Source organism: Streptomyces naganishii JCM 4654, assembly GCF_014650575.1.
In the GTDB taxonomy this organism is placed as follows: Bacteria; Actinomycetota; Actinomycetes; order Streptomycetales; family Streptomycetaceae; genus Streptomyces; species Streptomyces naganishii.
Map to the genome: position 1 here is coordinate 363615 of NZ_BMVF01000007.1, position 17689 is coordinate 381303.

General features: G+C 72.4%; 14 protein-coding genes. 1 reads left to right on the forward strand and 13 read right to left on the reverse strand.

Annotated features, from left to right (window positions below; translation table 11 throughout):
* Window positions 1-12 precede the first annotated feature (12 nt).
* From IE217_RS15850 to IE217_RS15860, 3 genes are all read right to left on the reverse strand, one after another.
* Window positions 13-1359, reverse strand: a complete 1347-nt coding sequence (locus IE217_RS15850; protein WP_190178493.1) for a vWA domain-containing protein — start codon at window positions 1357-1359, stop codon at window positions 13-15.
* A gap of 178 nt (window positions 1360-1537) precedes the next feature.
* Window positions 1538-2836, reverse strand: a complete 1299-nt coding sequence (locus tag IE217_RS15855) for a PP2C family protein-serine/threonine phosphatase (RefSeq protein ID WP_190178494.1) — start codon at window positions 2834-2836, stop codon at window positions 1538-1540.
* A gap of 3 nt (window positions 2837-2839) precedes the next feature.
* Entirely contained in the window at window positions 2840-5008 is a 2169-nt protein-coding gene (locus IE217_RS15860) for a serine/threonine-protein kinase (protein WP_444545567.1), read from the reverse strand.
* A gap of 55 nt (window positions 5009-5063) precedes the next feature.
* Between IE217_RS15860 and IE217_RS35515 the strand changes: the two genes are divergently transcribed.
* Window positions 5064-5384: a hypothetical protein gene (locus tag IE217_RS35515; RefSeq protein WP_444545568.1), complete on the forward strand. Its 321-nt coding sequence runs from the start codon at window positions 5064-5066 to the stop codon at window positions 5382-5384.
* Between the two features lie 43 nt (window positions 5385-5427).
* On the opposite strand, the gene IE217_RS15865 is transcribed toward IE217_RS35515, so the two are convergent.
* From IE217_RS15865 to IE217_RS15910, 10 genes are all read right to left on the reverse strand, one after another.
* Window positions 5428-6768: a coiled-coil domain-containing protein gene (locus IE217_RS15865; protein WP_190178496.1), complete on the reverse strand. Its 1341-nt coding sequence runs from the start codon at window positions 6766-6768 to the stop codon at window positions 5428-5430.
* An 87-nt stretch (window positions 6769-6855) separates the two neighbouring features.
* Entirely contained in the window at window positions 6856-7884 is a 1029-nt protein-coding gene (locus tag IE217_RS15870; protein WP_190178497.1) for a glutamate ABC transporter substrate-binding protein, read from the reverse strand.
* 35 nt (window positions 7885-7919) lie between these two features.
* Complete coding sequence (locus IE217_RS15875) at window positions 7920-9374, reverse strand: GlnX family signal transduction membrane protein (RefSeq protein WP_229865324.1); 1455 nt, start codon at window positions 9372-9374, stop codon at window positions 7920-7922.
* A gap of 243 nt (window positions 9375-9617) precedes the next feature.
* Window positions 9618-10586, reverse strand: coding sequence for an N-acetylglucosamine kinase (locus tag IE217_RS15880; RefSeq protein WP_190178499.1), 969 nt, complete (start codon window positions 10584-10586; stop codon window positions 9618-9620).
* The gene (locus IE217_RS15885) at window positions 10577-11842 is read right to left on the reverse strand and encodes a 6-phospho-beta-glucosidase (protein WP_190178500.1); all 1266 of its coding nucleotides are present in this window, start codon (window positions 11840-11842) and stop codon (window positions 10577-10579) included. Before IE217_RS15885 ends, IE217_RS15880 begins: the two co-directional genes overlap by 10 nt.
* 2 nt (window positions 11843-11844) lie before the next feature.
* Window positions 11845-12738 (reverse strand): carbohydrate ABC transporter permease, encoded by an 894-nt coding sequence (locus IE217_RS15890; RefSeq protein ID WP_190178501.1) that lies wholly within the window; start codon window positions 12736-12738, stop codon window positions 11845-11847.
* Window positions 12739-12740: 2 nt separating this feature from the next.
* Window positions 12741-13718, reverse strand: coding sequence for a carbohydrate ABC transporter permease (locus IE217_RS15895; protein WP_190178502.1), 978 nt, complete (start codon window positions 13716-13718; stop codon window positions 12741-12743).
* A gap of 4 nt (window positions 13719-13722) precedes the next feature.
* Complete coding sequence (locus IE217_RS15900) at window positions 13723-15060, reverse strand: ABC transporter substrate-binding protein (protein WP_190178503.1); 1338 nt, start codon at window positions 15058-15060, stop codon at window positions 13723-13725.
* Window positions 15061-15127: 67 nt separating this feature from the next.
* Window positions 15128-16339 (reverse strand): ROK family transcriptional regulator, encoded by a 1212-nt coding sequence (locus IE217_RS15905; protein WP_190178504.1) that lies wholly within the window; start codon window positions 16337-16339, stop codon window positions 15128-15130.
* 214 nt (window positions 16340-16553) lie between these two features.
* Entirely contained in the window at window positions 16554-17654 is a 1101-nt protein-coding gene (locus IE217_RS15910) for a mechanosensitive ion channel family protein (RefSeq protein ID WP_190178505.1), read from the reverse strand.
* Window positions 17655-17689 lie beyond the last annotated feature (35 nt).

Sequence of the window (17689 nt, forward strand, 5' to 3'; positions counted from 1 at the left end):
TGTCTTGCTGTGTCACTTCTTCACGCGAACGGTCTTCGTGGACCGCGTCTCGAGAGTCATCTCGTCGGCGTCCTCGACCTTCGCCTTCAGTCGCACAGTACCTGTCGCGGCGTCGACCACGTCCACCACCTTCGCAAGCAGTTTCGCAGTATCCGCGTTCCCCGAGGCACTGGCGAGCTGAACAGCACGCCCCAGTTTGGCCGTTGCTCCGTCGAAATCACCCGCTTTGCGAAGGTCGAGGCCCTGTTGGATGGCCTGGGCCAGTTCGGCCTGGCCGGTGTAGTGCGCGACCTGCGGGTTGATCGAGGTGGAGGCGGCCATGTCGTCGGTCCACACGGCCCGCACCAGCCCCTGCGCACCGAGGTTCTGTACCGTTCCGTCCGGTTGCGGGACGACCAGGGAGACGCGGGCGGCCAGCATCTCCTGCCCGATGTGAGCGGCCGGCACCTCCACGCACAGGTGGTAGTCGCGGGACTCGTCGCCCCAGGAGCCGGTCGGATAGTCCCCGGCGCGCGGACCGGCCTCGGTGCGGCGGTCCGTCAACTCCTCGACCGTCGGCGCGACTTGCTTGACGAATTTGATCGCCGTGCCGACCGGGGTCCACACCCGCAGCGCGACGTCGGCGACCTCCTTGCCCATCGCCGTCTCCATCATGTGCGTGAAGTCGGCGGCCAGCGCCGCCGGGTCGGCGACGATGTCGGCGGTGCCGAGCAGCGCCGAGGCGATCCCTGTGACTTCTTTCACTTCCCAGTCGGTGCCCACGCCCCGCGCGTCACACGTGAAGCGCCCGGCGCACTCCTGGAGCGTCCGCTTCAGGTCCTCGGGCGCCTCGTGCTCGTTGCGGCCGTCGGTGAGCAGGATGCCGTGCCGGATGGAGACGTCCGCCGAGGACAGCAGCCGGTCGGCCAGCCGCAGCCAGGTGCCGATGGCCGTGCCGCCGCCCGCGGCGAGCTTGCGCAGCGCCTGCTTGGCCTGCTCGCGCGTAGTGGCGTCGGCGACGGCCAGCCGGCCGCCGCCGGGATAGACCTCCTTGGCCACGTGCGTGCCGCCGATCACCGCGAAGTGCACGCCGTCGCGCAGGGTGTCGATCGCGGCCGCCGTGGCGTCCCGGGCGTTGCGCATCTTCGTCGGCGGGTAGTCCATCGAACCCGAGCAGTCGACCATGACGGCCACCGCCGCGGACGGCCCGTGCCCCGGCGTGAAGAGGTGCGGCGCCGAGACCGCGGTCCCGACGGTGCCGCCGCCGGTCGCGGTGACCGTGACGATCGCGTTGACCTCCCGGCCGCCCTCCGGCAGGTACTCGTTCTGGTACACGTCCACCGAGAACTGCGGCACGTTCGACTTCGAGAAATTGGCCATGCCTTCTCAGATCCCCCTCGGGACCCCGCGAGCGGGCTCCCCCTTCAAGGCCCCCGCGAGCGGGGACGACGACTGTGAACGGACCGGTCCCCTCCGATCCTGTGAGGCTTCCCCGTTTCCCCGTGCGGGAGTCCCGGTACCGGCCGGGGCCACCGCCCCGTGCCGCGTCCCGAGTCCCTCAGGCCGATCCTGCCCCCTGCGGCGGGGCGGGGAACGGCAGGACGGCCACTGTTACGTTGTCGTGGCCCCCGCCGTCCAGGGCGTGGCCGACCAGCACCCGGGCGCTGTGCAGGGGCCGTACGGCCGCGTCGAGGGGGACGGCCTCGGCCATCTCCTCGGCCGTCTCGGCGTAGTTCCACAGCCCGTCCGTGCACACCACGACCACCCCGGGCCGGTCCGGCTTGAACGACGCGGTGTGCGGCTCCAGTTCGTAGGCGTCCGCGCCGAGCCAGCCGGTGATCGCGTGGGCGCGCTCGTCGGCGTACGCCTCCGCCTCGTTCATCAGGCCCGCGGCGACCATCTGCGCCGCCCAGGAGTCGTCCTCGGTGAGCCGGGCCGCGGGCGTGGCGCGGTCCAGCGGCACCCAGTAGGCGCGGCTGTCGCCGACCCAGCCGACGACGAGCAGCCCGGAGGTGACCACCGCGCCGACGAACGTGCAGGCCGGCGCGTTCTGGTGAGGGGTGTGCTCGCGGGCCGTGGCGGGCTCCCCGGCCAGCGCGTCCACCGCGCGCGCGGCCGCGACGATCGCGTCGTGCATGGCCTGCTGCGGGTGCGTGCCGTGCGGGAGGGCGGCCAGCAGGCAGTCGCTCGCCGCGCGTGAGGCGGCGAGCGAGGCGTCGTCGGGGCGGGTCGCGGAGGACACGCCGTCGCAGACGACCGCCACGAGCGCGGACGAGCCGTCCGGCAGCCCGGCCCGGCCGAGCGCGAACGCGTCCTCGTTGCGGTGGTGGCGCAGGCCGCGGTCGCTGACGGCGGCCACCGGGCCGACCTCCTGCTCCATGTGGTCGCGCTCGCGGGGCTGGGCGTGCCCGCAGTTCTCGCAGTAGCCGTCGCTGTCCACGCGGCCCGCGCGGCAGGCCACGCACACCGCGGCGTCCTCCTCGGCCGCGGTCTCGGCGGCCACCCGCGGGTCCGGCGCCTGGAGCGGGTACTCGTCGGGCTCGGCGGGGCGGTCGAACCGCACACCGGACGAGGGTTGCGCCGCCTGCTGGGGGTGCGCGGACGCCGGCGCTCCGGCCCCGGAGGCGTCCGGCCGCGGCGCGTGCGGCGGCCGGGCGGGGACCTGCGGGTCGTCGCCGGGCGCGGCCGGGCGCGGCACCGCGCCGCCCGACATGGTGAGCGTCGGCGTGTCGTTGTGCGGCACGGCGGCCACGGACAGGTCGTGTCCGCACGCGCCGCAGAAGCGGTCGCCCGACTCGAGCGGCTCCGCGCAGCTCGGGCACTTCGACAGGGCGGCCTGCGGGGGCATCTGGGACATCAACTACACCCACGTCCGGGGGCGGTAACGGTTGGCACGTTCCACCAGGTCGATCCTCTCCTCGCCGCCGGGCGCCAGCCGGGCCAGCGTGCGGTACGAACGCTCCAGGCCGAAGCGGAGTCCCCGCTCGTCCAGGTCGCTGCCGAGCAGCACCCGCCGGGCGGCCGGGCCGGCGGCCCGGCCCCCGGAGAGTATCCAGTCCAGCGCGCAGCCGAGGACCTCCGCCGACAACTCCTCGCGGCGCGCCGGGTCCAGGCCGTACGCCTGGAGCGCCTCCACCTGCCCGGCCGCCGCCGTCACGTCGTCCAGGAACGGCGTGTCGGACGCGGCCGCCGTACGGTGCCGCAGCCGCGCCCGTACGGCCGCCACCCGGGCCGCCGTGTAGTGGATGGACGACTCCGGCACCGACTCCAGCGTCCGTACGGCGCCGCGCCGGTCGCCGGCGGCGAGCTGCACGCGGGCCAGCCCGAAGGCCGCGCTCACATGGCTCGGGTCGGTCGACCACACCAGGCGGTAGTACTCGGCCGCGTTGTCCAGCTGGCCCAGCACCTCCGCGCACAGGCCGAGGGCCAGCTTGGGCGCGACCTCGCCCGGGAAGGCGTCGTAGATCGCGTCGAAGGCCAGGGCCGCCTCCTCGTGGTCGCCGGTGACCAGGGAGGCCACGCCCCGGTACCAGACGACCCGCCAGTCGTCGGGGTCCTCCTCCTCCAGCGCGCGCAGCGCGGCCAGCGCGGTGGCCGGCTCGCCGGTCTCCAGCCAGGCGCGCACCTGGCGCAGCCGGGTCTCGGTGGAGGGCGCGGGCGCGGCGGCCAGGGCGTTGACGAGTTCGGCGGGCGCCGACGTCAGCAGGCCCGCGAGGAAGCCGGCGTTGGGGTCGGAGGGGTCCACGTGCGGCACGGGCAGCGCGAGGGCGGCGGCGGGTGAGTCGGCCGGCTTCACCAGGGCGGGGGCGCCCGTGAGGGCGCCCGGGGCCGCCGGGCCGACCGTGCCGGTCGTGCCCGCCGTGCCGGCGGCGCTCGCCCGACCGGCGGCCCCGGGTCTGCGGGCGCGGGGCGCCCGTGCGCCGAGCCGGGAGACGTCACCGTCCAGCTTCGGGAACAACTCCGTGTCCGTGACCTTCAGTTCCGGGCCGAACAGCGTCGACAGGGCGGGCCGGGCCCGGCCCGTCTGCAGGGACACGACCTCCCGCAGCACACCCGTCAGCTGCTCGGCCATCTCCTGCGCGGAGGCGAACCTGCGGGCCGGGTCGGGGTCGGTGGCGCGGACCAGCAGGCGGTAGAAGGACTCGTAGCGGCGGAAGACCTCGATGGTGTCCGGGTCGGGCAGAGAGTCCACGAAGACGTTCGTGTAGCCCTGGAAGTCGAAGGTGAGCACGGCGAGCGTACGGCCCACCGTGTAGAGGTCGCTGGCCACCGACGGGCCGGCCTCCGCGACCTCCGGCGCCTGGTAGCCCACCGTGCCGTAGATGGCCGACTCGTCGTCGTCCATCCTGCGCACCGCGCCCATGTCGATCAGCTTGAGCTGGTCCTCGGTCTGGATGGCGTTGTCGACCTTGAAGTCGCAGTACAGCAGGTTGCGGCTGTGCAGGTGGCCGAGCGCCTCCAGGGCCTCGATGCCGTACGCGCACGCCTGCTCCACAGGGAGCGGGTCGCGCTTGCCGTCCGGGGTACGGCGGGAGTTGGCGATCTCCTTGAGCGACTTGCCGCCGACGTACTCCATCACGATGTAGCCGTCGAGCGAGCCGGTGCGCTGGTCCAGGTGCTCCACGAAGTTGTAGATCCGCACGATGTTGGCGTGCTCGATCTCCGCGAGGAAGCGCCGCTCGGAGATCGCCGCCGCCATCGCGTCCTGGTCGCCGGTGTCCAGCAGGCCCTTGAGCACCACCCACCGGTCCGACACCGCGCGGTCCACGGCGAGATAGATCCAGCCCAGGCCGCCGTGCGCCAGACAGCCCGCCACCTCGTACTGGCCGTGCACTATGTCACCGGCCTTCAGCTTGGGCACGAAGGAGTACGGGTGACCGCACTTGGTGCAGAAGCCCTCGGTGCGCCCCGGCCGCTCGCCGCGGGCCCGGCCGACCGGAGCCCCGCAGTCGGAGCGCGAGCAGAACCGCTTGCGCTCGGGGACCTCCGGGTTCTCCAGCACCATCGAACGCGGGTCGGGCCGCGGCACCTGCGGCACCTGCACCAGGCCGGCCCCGAGCCGGCCGCGGCCCGAGGAGCCCGCCGTGGAGCCCGAACCGCGCACCGACACCGAGCGGCCGCTCGTGCGCCCCGACAGGGAGCGCGAGAGCCGGCCCGACACCGAACGGCGCGACTTGGAGGACTGCGACGAGGTGCGCGAGCTGCGGCCACTGCGCGCGGAGGAGTGCGAGCCGCCGCTGCCCCCGGATGCGCCCGAGCCCTGCGAACCCGGTGAGTTGTCCGACCCTGCCTTTCCGCCGGACGTCACACCGGTGGGCGGTGACGAGAGCGAGCCGTTCGACGACACCACCGGCGCCAGGCCGCAGGTGTCGCAGTACAGCTCGCCGCCGCCCACGTCCTCGTAAGCGCCGCCGCAGTCCGGCCGCTGACAGGTCTGCCCCGCCTGACTCATGACTTCCCCCCGCCGTCACCGTCTTCGGGCGTGCCCCGGCCCGGCACGCGCGTGGTGCCGAGCAGTTCGCCCGCCGCCTGCTGGTAGCGCAGCACCGCCTGCTCGGCCACCCGCAGGTCGCAGGGCGCGCTCCACAGCATGCGGCGCGCGGCGTCGTACCGCTCCACCAGCAGCGGATCCTCCGCCAGGCCGTGCCGGGCCACCTTCGCCTTGTACGCGTCGAGGCGGCCGCGCAGCTCCGCGCGCACCGCGAGCGGCGCCGTCACAGCCGCCAGCGACTCGCGGGCGCGCAGCAGTTCGTCCTCCGCCTTCTGCTCCAGCGAGTCCAGCAGCGGCGACAGCCGGTGCCACTGCGCCTGCCTGCGGTACTCGGCCGCCGCCGCCAGTTGCTCGTGCAGCGCGGTCGGCGGGCCGCTGACCACCGGGACCTCCGTGGCCGCGATCTTGGCCAGCACCTCCCCGCGCGCGGTGCGTGCCTCGGCGAGCGTGCGGTCCGCGCGGGAGAGCACGTCACGCAGCTTGATCAGGCGCTGCTCGGCGTCCTGCCGGACGGTGAGCACCGCGTCGATCTCGCGGCGCACCTCCTCCAGCGCGCGGGCCTCGCGGTCGTACACCGTGGTGTCCGGGCGTCCGCCGCCCGGGGCCGAACTGCCCTGCGTGGGCACCCAGAAGGCGAGCGGGTCGGAGACCACCTCCTCGCGCAGCCTCGTCAGCGTGCGCGTGATGCGCTCCAGGTCGTCGCCGGCCGGGTGCTCGCCCGGACGTACGCCGACCGAGTGCGCCAGCCGGCGGGTGCGCTGGAGCTCCGCGGCCAGTAAATCGATCCGCGCGGGCAGCGCCGACCACACCGCGTCCGCCGCGACCACCATGTCCAGGCCCGACGCGTACAGCTCGTTCATCCGGTCCACCAGGGAGGCCAGCGAGAAGCGGTGGCTGAGCCGGCCCGGGCCGGCGTGCAGCGTCGGCGCGTTGGCGGTCGCGCCGGCCGTCGCCGCGTCCGCGACCGTGACGGACTCGCCGCGCAGCAGCTCGGTCAGCTCCACCAGGTCCTCGCGGCTGGACCAGCGGCGGCGGGCGCGGATCTCACGGGCGGTGCGCAGGGCGCCGGCGTACGCGTCGAAGTACGCCCACAGCAGCGTTATCGACGCCTCCGTCGCCACCCAGCGCTCCTTGGTCACGCCGGTCAGCTCGGCGCCCTCGAGGAGTCTGCGGCCCGCGTGGTCCTGGAGGGCGAGCAGCGAGGTCTCGATCGCCTCGTGCTCCGCGCCGAGCCGCGCCAGCGCACGGTCCACCTCGTCCCGGTCCATCACCGGCCCGGCGGGGTCCGTGACGCCCATCGATCACCTCTCGCTGCGATGTTTCGGTCGACAATTGCGGGGAGTTGCGGTGCCTGGACCGGCAGTGGTTCCTGTACGTGCCTGTCGTCAGCGGTAGTTCGCCGTCGGCGGTGTCGCCGAGCCGGATCCGTCGCCCAGCGTGGCGGAGAGCCACTTGTCGTACGAGGCCTTCCAGGCGCCGTCCTTGCGGTAGTTCTCCAGTGTGCGGTTGACCTGGCGTACCAGATCGTCCGCCCCCAGCTTCATCGCCACGCCGTAGTACTCCTTGGTGAAGGTGCCGCCCTTCAGCTGGACCGTCGGGTCCTGCGCGGCCTGGCTCGCCGCGAGCGCGCCGTCCGTCACCACCGCGTCCACCTCGCCGAGTTGCAGCCGCACCAGGCAGTCCAGCTGGTTGGGGACGGTGGTCGTGATGTCGGTGGAGGCGGGCAGCGTGCCGTCCTTCTTGTCCGCGGACAGGTGGTCGTAGGCCGTCGAGCCGGTCGCCGAGCAGACGCGCTTGCCGGCGAGCGTCTTGTCGTAGCCCGTGATCGGCGACGTCTTCGGGGCGAGCACCTGCTGGCCGGTCAGGAAGTACGGCGCGGAGAACGCCACCTGCTTGAGCCGGTCGCACGTGATCGTCATGGTGCGCACCACCATGTCCACCCGGCCGCTCCTGATCGCCGGTATGCGCTCGTTGGTGGGGATGGCCCTGAACTGCACCTTGTCCGCGTCGCCCAGGATGTCCTTGGCGATGCGGTGCACGAGGTCGATGTCGAAGCCCTCGAGTTCCCCGGAGGAGTTGTTCGGGTTGCGGTAGCCCCAGTTGTAGCTGTTCTGGTCGACGCCGACCGAGAGGTAGCCCCGGCTCCTGATGGCGTCGACGGTGGGACCGCCGGCCGCCGAGGGGGCCGGGCTCATGTTCTGGGCGTCGCCGTCCTTGCAGTTGTCCGCCTTCGCCTGGGTGGCGCGGGCCGTGCCCAAGCCGCCCGGCGTGGTCCGCGCCGGGGCGCCGTGCGGCTGGGTGCGCGGCAGCAGCAGGACGAACGCCAGCGCCAGGACGCACAGGGCCGCCATCGCGCCCACACCGCCCCAGCCCCTCAGGCCGGCCGGCACCGCACGCGGACGTCGTGCTCGCATGGTCGCGCCCCCTTCCACCGCTCGCGTACCCTTCATCACCGGTACTCCGACAGTCTGCGGCCGATGCCCAGCACGGCGCCCGCCGCGCCGAGCACCGCGAGCGCCGCGGAGCCCTCCGGCAGGCCGGTCATCGCGCCCAGACCGTCGCCGGCCGCCTGCTTGAACTCGTCCGTCTCGTGGGTGAGCGCGGACGCGAGCGAGGCGTCGACGCTGTCGAAGCACTCGCCCGTCGACTGGGCCTGGGCGCTGGTGCCGATGACCCTGTCCCTGGCCTTCTGGTAGTCGCCCGAGTCGTTGGCCTGGCGGGCCAGTTCGTGCCGGGACTTCCACACCTTCATCGACTGGTTCGCCACCTGCACCGGCTTGCGGCCCGCCGCGTCGTCGGCCAGCGCGCCGGCGCCGGTGAGGGTCTTGGCGAGCTTGCCGATCTCCTGGTCGTACGCCCAGTCGTAGGCGTCCATGACCGTGCCGTCCTTCAACGTCTTGGTCTCCGCGCCCCTGCTGACGAGGGTGAGGTTCTCGTCGCTGCGGGCCTTGAGGGAGGCGATACGGGCGTCGTGCAGCACGTTGAGCGAGCGGACGCCGTGGGCGTAGGAGCCGTTGAGGCCCGCGCGGGCCAGGGTGTGCCCCGCGAGCAGCCAGGCCAGCACGATGAACGTGGCGGTGGTGGCGGCGACCAGGCCGTGGTTGAGCACCCTGTTGGTGCGGTGGTAGTTGCGGCGCTGCGCCCAGGCGAGGGCGGCCAGGGCCACGACGCCGAGGGCTATGGCCGCCCAGGGGTACGGGGTCGCGTCCGCGTAGTCCGAGCGCAGGCGCTCGTTCTCCTTCTGGTACAGGTCCTCGGCCGCCGGGAGCATCTGGTTCTGCATCGTGTCGTTGGCGGTGCGCAGGTAGGCGCCGCCGACCGGGAACCCCTGGCGGTTGTTGGCGCGGGCGGACTCGACCAGGCCCTTGTAGCGGGGGAGGAGCTCGTTGAGCTTGGCGATGGTGGCCGCCGAGGGGGAGCCGGGGTCGGAGTTGGCCGCGGCGGTGACGAGTTTGGCCGCGGCGGTGCGGATGTCCGTCTCGTAGCGGCTGCGGGTCGCCGTCGTCTCCTGGAGGCCCGCCAGGTAGCCGCTGCTGGCCATGGTGTTGGCGTCGGCCAGGGAGCGGTAGATGTCGGCGGCGTCGGAGCTCAGGGGCTGGCTGCTGTGCAGGACGTCGTCCGCGGCCGTGGCGCGGGACGTCGTCTGCCAGGCCGTCACCGCGCCGAAGGCGATGACCAGGACCGCCAGGACCGCGCCGATGGCGCGCAGGCGGCCCGGTTCCGTGGTGGCGGCCGTGCGCAGGCGGTCGACGCCCTCCGCGAACGCCGTGCGGCGCGGGGGTGTTGGGGTGGTGGCGGCGGGGGGTGCGGGTGACTGTTGCGGCGGGACGGCCGGCAGCGTGAGCACAGCTCGGTTGTCCGGTGGCGCCGCGCTGCTGTTCTGTGTCACTTCGACCTCCCCCATGGTCATCCGTCACCGCCAGTATCGCTGGCGGCACCGACATCCGCACCGGGCTTGGCTGGATCTTGATCGGATCGCAGCTCCGGATGGGAATTCCCCTGCCATGAATACGCCGTGGGGGGTGGTTCGGTTCCCCGCGCGGGCGTGCGCGCCGGGGTGCGCCGGAGGCCGGGGCTGTGGCGCGCCCCCACGGCCCCTTCACGCCGCGGGCGGCCCTCCGTCGTGGGGGTCGCGATCCGTCCGTGTCTACTCGAAGTGGGTCCGCAGGCGCGCCTGTGCCTGTGGGGTGGAGCGGACGTGGTCCAGGCCCAGCAGGGCCGCTCCCAGTACCGGGCTCGCCGTCACCACTTGGGGGACCGCCTTGGGGGCCCGGGCTGCCAGGAGGTCGCGGATCGTGTCGTTCAGGGACGGGTGCTGGGCCGCCAGGACGCTGCCTCCCAGGAGGACCGGGGTCTCCTCGTTCAGGAGGTCCAGGCGGGTCAGGGCCACTGTGGCCATCGAGACGACCTCCTCGGCCAGACGGTCGATGATCCGGCGGGCGATGGGGTCGCCCTCCGCCGCCGTGGCGAACAGGACCGGGGTCAGTTCGTGGCGGCGGTCCTGGTCGATGCGGCCGAGGTGGAGGGCCTCGATGAGGGCGTACATGGTGGGCAGGCCGAAGTGGGCGGGCAGGGTGCCGGCCAGGGTGGTGGCCGGGCCGCGGCCGTCCTCCGCGCGGGCCGCGTGCCACAACGCCTCCTCGGCCAAGGCCCAGCCGCCGCCCCAGTCGCCGGAGATGCGGCCCAGGGCCGGGAAGCGGGCGGTGCGGCCGTCGGGGCGCATGCCCACGCAGTTGATGCCGGCGCCGCAGACCACGGCGACGCCGCGCGGTTCGGCCACGCCTGCCCGCAGGATGGCGAAGGTGTCGTTGCGGACCTGGGTCGTCGTGCCCCACGCGCGCGCGTGCAGGGCCGCTGCCAGTTGCTCTTCCTCGACGGGCAGGTCGGCGTTGGCCAGGCAGGCGGAGACATGAGTGACGGAGGTCAGGCCGGCGGAGGCCAGGGCGCGGGCGGTGGCCTCGGCGAGGGTGTCCACCGCCTTCCGGATGCCCACCGCCGGGGGGCGGAAGCCGGCTCCGCGGGCCGTGGCGAGGACGTCTCCGTCGGACGTCACGACCGCCACGTCGGTCTTGCTGTTGCCCGCGTCGATGGCGAGGACGCTTGCGGTCAGGCCCACGCGAGGTGCTCCCGGTTGTGCGCGATCAGCTGGTCGGTGAGGGTCTCGGCATACTCGTACTGGCCGACGAGGGGGTGGGCGAGCAGGGCGCGGAAGACGCGGTCCCGGCCGCCGCGCACGGCCGCCTTGAGGGCCAGGTCCTCGTACGCCGTCACGTTCGCCGTCAGGCCCGCGTGGAGGGGGTCGACGGGGGCCACGGGCAGGGGGGTGGCGCCCTTGGGGCCGACCGCCGCCTGGACCTCGATCACCGCGTCGTCGGGCAGGAAGGGCAGGGTGCCGCGGTTGTACGTGTTGACCACCTGGTAAGGGCTTCCTCCGCCGCCCAGGAGGGCCGCCGCCAGGTCCACGGCCGCCTCGGAGTAGTAGGCGCCGCCGCGCTTGGCGAGCAGAGCCGGCTTCTCGTCCAGGGCCGGGTCGCCGTACATCGTCAGCAGTTCGCGCTCCATCGCGGCCACTTCCTCGGCGCGGGAGGGCTTCGTGCGCTGCTCGGCCACGACCTCGTCGTGGGCGTAGTAGTAGCGCAGGTAGTAGGAGGGGACGACGCCCAGGCGGTCCAGGAGGACGCGCGGGAGGCTGAGGTCACCGGCGATCGCGTCGCCGTGTTCGGCCAGGAGCTTGGGCAGGACGTCATCGCCCTCGGGGCCGCCCAGGCGCACCCCCGTCTCCCAGGTGAGGTGGTTGAGGCCCACGTGGTCCAGGTGGACGTCGACGGGCGCGACGCCCAGCAGGGCGGCGAACTTGCGCTGGAAGCCGATCGCCACGTTGCACAGGCCGACCGCCCGGTGGCCGGCCTGGAGCAGGGCGCGGGTGACGATGCCGACCGGGTTGGTGAAGTCGATGATCCAGGCGTCCGGGTTGGCGCGGCGGACGCGTTCGGCGATGTCCAGGACCACCGGGACCGTGCGCAGTGCCTTGGCCAGTCCGCCCGCGCCGGTGGTCTCCTGGCCGACGCAGCCGCAGTCCAGCGGCCAGGTCTCGTCCTGCTGCCGTGCCGCCTGGCCGCCGACGCGGAGCTGGAGCAGCACGGCGTCGGCGCCGTCGACGGCCGCGTCCAGGTCGGAGGTGGTGACGATACGCCCGTCGTGGCCCTGGCGGGCGAAGATGCGGCGGCCCAGCCCGCCGACCAGCTCCAGCCGGTCGGCCGCCGGGTCGGCGAGGACCAGTTCCCCGATGGGCAGGGTGTCCCTGAGGCGGGCGAAGCCGTCGATGAGTTCGGGGGTGTAGGTCGAGCCGCCGCCGACCACGGTGAGTTTCATCTTTATCCCTTTACTCCAGTGAGCGTGACGCCCTCGACGAACGCCTTCTGGGCGAAGAAGAACACGAGGATCACGGGGGCCATGACCAGCACGGTGGCGGCCATGGTGAGGTTCCAGTCGGTGTGGTGGGCCCCCTTGAACGACTCCAGGCCGTACGACAGGGTCCAGGCGCCCGGGTTCTCCGAGGCGTAGATCTGGGGGCCGAAGTAGTCGTTCCAGGCGTAGAAGAACTGGAAGAGGGCGACCGCCGCGATGCCCGGCCTGGCCATCGGCAGGACGACCCTGACCAGGGTGCGCAGCTCGCCGCAGCCGTCCACGCGGGCCGCGTCCAGGTACTCGTTGGGGATCGTCATCAGGAACTGGCGCAGCAGGAAGACGGAGAACGCGTCGCCGAACGCCATCGGGATGATCAGCGGCCACAGCGTGCCGGACAGGTCCAGCTGCTTCGCCCAGAACAGGTACATCGGAATGATGACCACCTGCGGGGGCAGCATCATCATCGAGATCACCAGCATGAGTGACAGGTTGCGGCCCCGGAAGCGGAACTTGGCGAGCGCGTACGCCACCGGGACGGAGGACGCGACCGTCAGGACGGTGCCGAGGCCGGCGTAGATCAGCGTGTTCTTCCACCAGGTGAGGAAGCCCGGGGTGTCGAAGACCTGGCGGTAGTTGGACCACTCCCAGGTGTGCGGGATCAGGTCGCGGCTGAGCGCCTGGCTGTCGCTCATCAGGGAGGTGAGGAACACGAAGACGAAGGGCAGGGCGAAGAAGAGGGCGGCGGCCACGCCGAGGGAGTGGACCGCGATCCACTGAAGGACCGCCCTGCGGCGCGCGGTGCGTTCGGCGGGGGAGACCGGCGCCTTCAACGAGACCGGTTTGTCGAGCACTTGGGTCATCGTCAGTCACCTGCCTGGATGAGACCGCCCCGGCGCCGCATGAGGAACGCGGTGAACACCATCGACAGGGCGAAGAGGACGAGTGCCACCACGCAGGCGGAGCCGTAGTCGAAGCGCTGGAAGCCGAGGTTGTAGACGAGCTGGGGGAGGGTGAGCGTGGACTTGTCCGGGTAGCCGGGCTCGAACTGGGTGCCGGCGCCCTGGATCACGCCGGAGGCGACCTTCCCGGCGATCAACGGCTGGGTGTAGTACTGCATCGTCTGGATCACGCCGGTGACCACGGCGAACATCACGATCGGGGAGATGTTCGGCAGGGTGACGTAGCGGAACCGCTGCCAGGGCGAGGCGCCGTCCAGTTCGGCCGCCTCGTACTGCTCGGTGGGCACGTCGAGGAGCGCGGCCATGAAGATGACCATCAGGTCGCCGACGCCCCACAGCGCGAGCAGGGTCAGCGCGGGCTTGGACCAGGTGGGGTCGTTGAACCAGCCGGGGGCCGGGATGCCGGTCTTCTCCAGCAGGGAGTTGACGGGGCCCGTGCCGGGGTTGAGCAGGAAGGCGAAGGCCATGGTCGCCGCGACCGGCGGGGCGAGGTAGGGCAGGTAGAAGAGGGTGCGGAAGACGCCCGTACCCGTCTTGATCTTGGTGATCAGCATGCCGACGCCGAGGCCGAAGAGCACCCGCAGGGTGACCATGACGACGACCAGCCACAGGGTGTTGCGCAGGGCGGGCCAGAACAGCGGGTAGTTCTCGAAGACGTAGGTCCAGTTCTTCGTCCCGCTCCAGGTCGGCGGCTTGAAGCCGTCGTAGTGCATGAACGAGAAGTAGACGGTCGAGGCCAGCGGGTAGGCGAAGAAGACCGCGAAGCCGATCAGCCCCGGGGACATGAAGGCCAGCGTCTTCAGCGCCGAGCGGCGGCGCTTGGCGGCGAGGCCCGCGGGCCTCGCCGCGGCGGCGGGCGTGGAGGTGGTCAGGGTGCTCATCGCGCTACTTCGCCTGCGCGATGTCCGTGTCGATCTGGCGGGCCGTCCTCGCCAGGCCCGCCTTGAGGTCCTTCTCCTTGCCGCTCTCGTAGTCGTAGCCGAACTGCTGGATCGTCACCAGGTACTGGCCGCCGTTGATGGAGGCCGGGCTGGTGGTCGAGTTCGGGTTGGCCGCGATGTCCAGGAAGGTCTTGAAGCGGGGGTCGTACTTCAGCTTCGGCGACTTCAGGGCGGCGAGCGTGGAGGGCACGTTGTGGATGTCGTTGGCGAAGCCGACGACGGCGTCGGTGTCCGTGGTGATGTACTTGACGAACTCCCAGGCCGCGTTCTGCTTGTGGCTGGTGGCGGCGATGCCGGCGACGGTGCCGGTGATGTATCCCTTGCCGTACTGGTCCGCCTGGTCGTCGGGGACCGGCAGCGGGGCGACGCCGATGTCGAACTTCGGCTTGGCGTCCACCGCCATGCCCAGCCGCCACTCGCCGTCGAGCTGCATGGCCACCTGGCCGGTGTGGAAGGGGTGCTTGGGGCCCCACTCGTCGCCCAGCGTGGCGCGGTACCTCTCCAGCTTCTGGAAGCCGCCGAGCTCGTCGACCAGCTTCTTCTGGAGGGTGAAGCCCTTCTCGAAGGCCGGGTCCCTGGCGACGTCCGACTTGCCGCCGGGGCCGAAGTAGGTCGGCGAGAACTGCGCGAAGTAGTGCTCGGTCGTCGTCTCCCAGCCGTGGTAGTCCGGCATGAAGCCGAGCTGCCGGTAGCCGTCGCCCTGCGGGATCGTCAGCTTCTTGGCGTCCGCCTCGAACTCCGACCACGTCTTCGGCGGGTTCTTGATGCCGGCCTTCGCGAAGGCGGTCTTGTTGTAGTACAGGCCGTAGGCGTCGCCCAGCAGCGGCACCGTGCAGCGGTCGCCGTCGAACTGGGTGTACTCGTTCATCGCCTTGGGGAACGTGGCCTGCGCATCGATGCCTGCCTTCTTGAAGAAGGGGTTGAGGTCGATCAGCGCGCCCGAGGAGCAGAACTTGCCCACGTTGTTCGTGGTGAAGGAGGAGATCACGTCCGGCGCCTTGTCACCGCCCGTGCGCAGCGCCTGGTTGATCTTGTCGTCGGTCATGTTGCCGACGACGTTCACGTGGATGTTGGGGTGCGCGTGTTCGAAGCCGGCGATCAGCGACTTCACGGCCGCGACCTCGTTCGGCGCGCTCCAGGCGTGCCAGAAGTTGATCGCCGTCTCCTTGGAGGCGTCGTCGTTCGCGCCCGAGTTCGACTGGCCGGTACAGGCCGTGGCGAAGAGCGCTATGGAGGCGGAGGCGGCGAGAGCGATGGCCGCTTTCCGGGACACTTCGGGCATGGCTGGATCTCCCTGGGACGGGCGGGGGTCGGACGAGGGGAGTTCTGGGTACGGCAGGGCGGGGCGGTCAGCGCGAGGTGTCGAAGACCTCGTCGCGGGTGGCGGCGAGCGCGCTCTCCAGCGCGCCGCGCAGCACGGGGTGTTCGGTCACGTCGCCGACCACCAGGTGCGGCCGGGAGGCGGCGAGCTCCTCCAGTTCGGCCTGGACGAGGGCGCGCAGCACCTCGCCGCCGGCGGTGAGCGCGGCGCCGCTGAGGACGACGAGTTCGGGGTCGAGGACGGAGACGAGGGAGGCCAGACCGGTGGCGAGCCGGGTGGCGTACGTCGTCAGCAGGGTGCGGTGGGGGCCGCTCGCGTGGTCGGCGGCGCGGGCGACGAGTTCGGCGGCGGCCTCGGCGTGCGGCCCGCCGGGCACGTCGGTGATGCCCAGGTCGCGGGCGAGCGCGGGCAGCGCCTGGGAGCCGGCCAGCTCCTGGTAGCCGCCGCTGTTGGCCTTGGTGACCTGGCGGACCAGCGGGGCCCCGGGCACCGGCAGGAAGCCGACCTCGCCGGCGCCGCCGGTCCAGCCGCGGTGCAGCCGGCCGCCGAGCACCAGCGCGGCGCCCAGGCCCTCCTGGTTCCACAGCAGGACGAAGTCCTGGTGGCCGCGGGCCGCGCCGAGGCGCTGCTCGGCTATCGCGACGAGGTTGACGTCGTTCTCGTACTCCACCGGCATCGGCAGGGCGGCGGCCAGCTCCTCCAGGATGGTGGGGGAGTGCCAGCCGGGCAGGTGGGAGGCGTAGCGCAGCCGGCCGGTGCCGGGGTCGAACGCGCCCGGGGTGCCGATGACCACGCGGTGCAGGTCGGCCCGGGCGAGGCCGGCCGCCTTCACCGCGCCGTCGAGGGCGTCGGCGACCTGCCGTACGACGGGCTGGGAGGGGTGCCGGCCGGGGGTCGGCAGCTCGTACTCGCCGACCGTGCGGCCGGTGATGTCGGCGACGGCGGCGCGGATGCGGTACGGGTTGACGTCGAGGCCGGCGGCGTGGGCTGCGGCCGGGTTGATCGCGTACAGCTGGGCGTTGGGGCCCGGCCTGCCCTCGCTGGTCCCGGTGGCCAGCACCAGGCCGGCGGCTTCCAGTCGGGCCAGGAGCTGCGAGGCGGTCGGCTTGGACAGGCCGGTGAGCTTGCCGATCCGGGTGCGCGACAGCGGGCCGTGCTCCAGCAGGAGGTCCAGGGCGGCCCGGTCGTTCATGGCGCGCAGGACGCGCGGGGTGCCCGGCGTGCCGGCGGTTCCTGCCATGCCTCTTTGCCACCTGCCCTTCGGGTGCCAGCTTCCCAGCATGATCGCCCGGAAGTCCACGGCGGGGTGCGCCGGATCCCTGCGGAGATCACTGTTAGGAAGGTTTCCTATTCAGGTGGGAGGAACGTAAGCCCCGGACGAAGCGGGCGTCAATAGAGAGCGCCCCCGGGGCAACGCAGTCGTTACCTCGGGGGCGCGGAAGCGGACGGTCCGCCTACTGCTTGGGGACGGGGCGCTGCGGAACGATCGGGGCGGCGGCCTCCGCCTGCGGGGAGGCCGAGTTGGAGAACGCCGAGGGGGCCGCGACCGCCGCGGACGGATCGGGCGCCGGGTCCTCCTCCGGCGTCGCCGTGGCGCCGCCCACGATGGGGATGTCGGCCGCGTCGAAGGCCCGCTTGATGCGCCAGCGCAGCTCGCGCTCCACCGCGGCGGACTTGCCCGGCATGGTCCGCGCGGACACCCGTACGACCATCGAGTCGATCAGCACGCTGTCCAGGCCGAGCACCTCGACGGGGCTCCACAGGAGCTCGTTCCAGGGCTCCTCCTTGCTCATCTTCTCGGCGACCTCGTCGAGGGTGGCCTTCATCCGGTCCAGGTCCTCGTCCGCCCTCACGGTGACGTCGACACCGGCCGTGGCCCAGCCCTGGGACAGGTTGCCGATGCGCTTGACCTCGCCGTTGCGCACGTACCAGATCGCGCCGTTGTCGCCGCGCAGCTTGGTCACCCGCAGGCCGACCTCGATCACCTCGCCGGAGGCCACGCCCGCGTCGATCGTGTCGCCGACGCCGTACTGGTCCTCCAGGATCATGAACACGCCGGAGAGGAAGTCCGTGACCAGGTTGCGGGCGCCGAAACCGATCGCCACGCCCGCCACGCCGGCCGAGGCGAGCAGCGGGGCGAGGTTGATCTGGAAGGTGGCCAGCACCATCAGGGCGGCCGTGCCGAGGATCACGAAGCTCGCCACCGAGCGCAGCACCGAGCCGATCGCGGCGGCCCGCTGCCGGCGGCGCTCGGCGTTGACCAGCAGACCGCCCAGCGCGGTGCCGTCCACCGCCTGGACCGTACGGGTCATGCGGTCGATGAGCTTGGTGATCGCCCGTCGGACCACGACTCTCAGGACGCCCGCGATCACCAGGATCAGCAGGACCCGCAGGCCGATCGCCAGCCAGGTCGACCAGTTCTGCTCGACCCAGCTCGCGGCCTGGTTCGCGCTCTGCTGGGCGTCCTGGAGCGTGGGGACCGTCACCGTGGCCGACCCCGAGGGGGACGGCGAGGGGGACGGGCCGGCGGCCAGTAGGACGGCGGGCAAGGACACGGCAGGTACCTCCAGGTGCGTCCACCCTCCGGCGC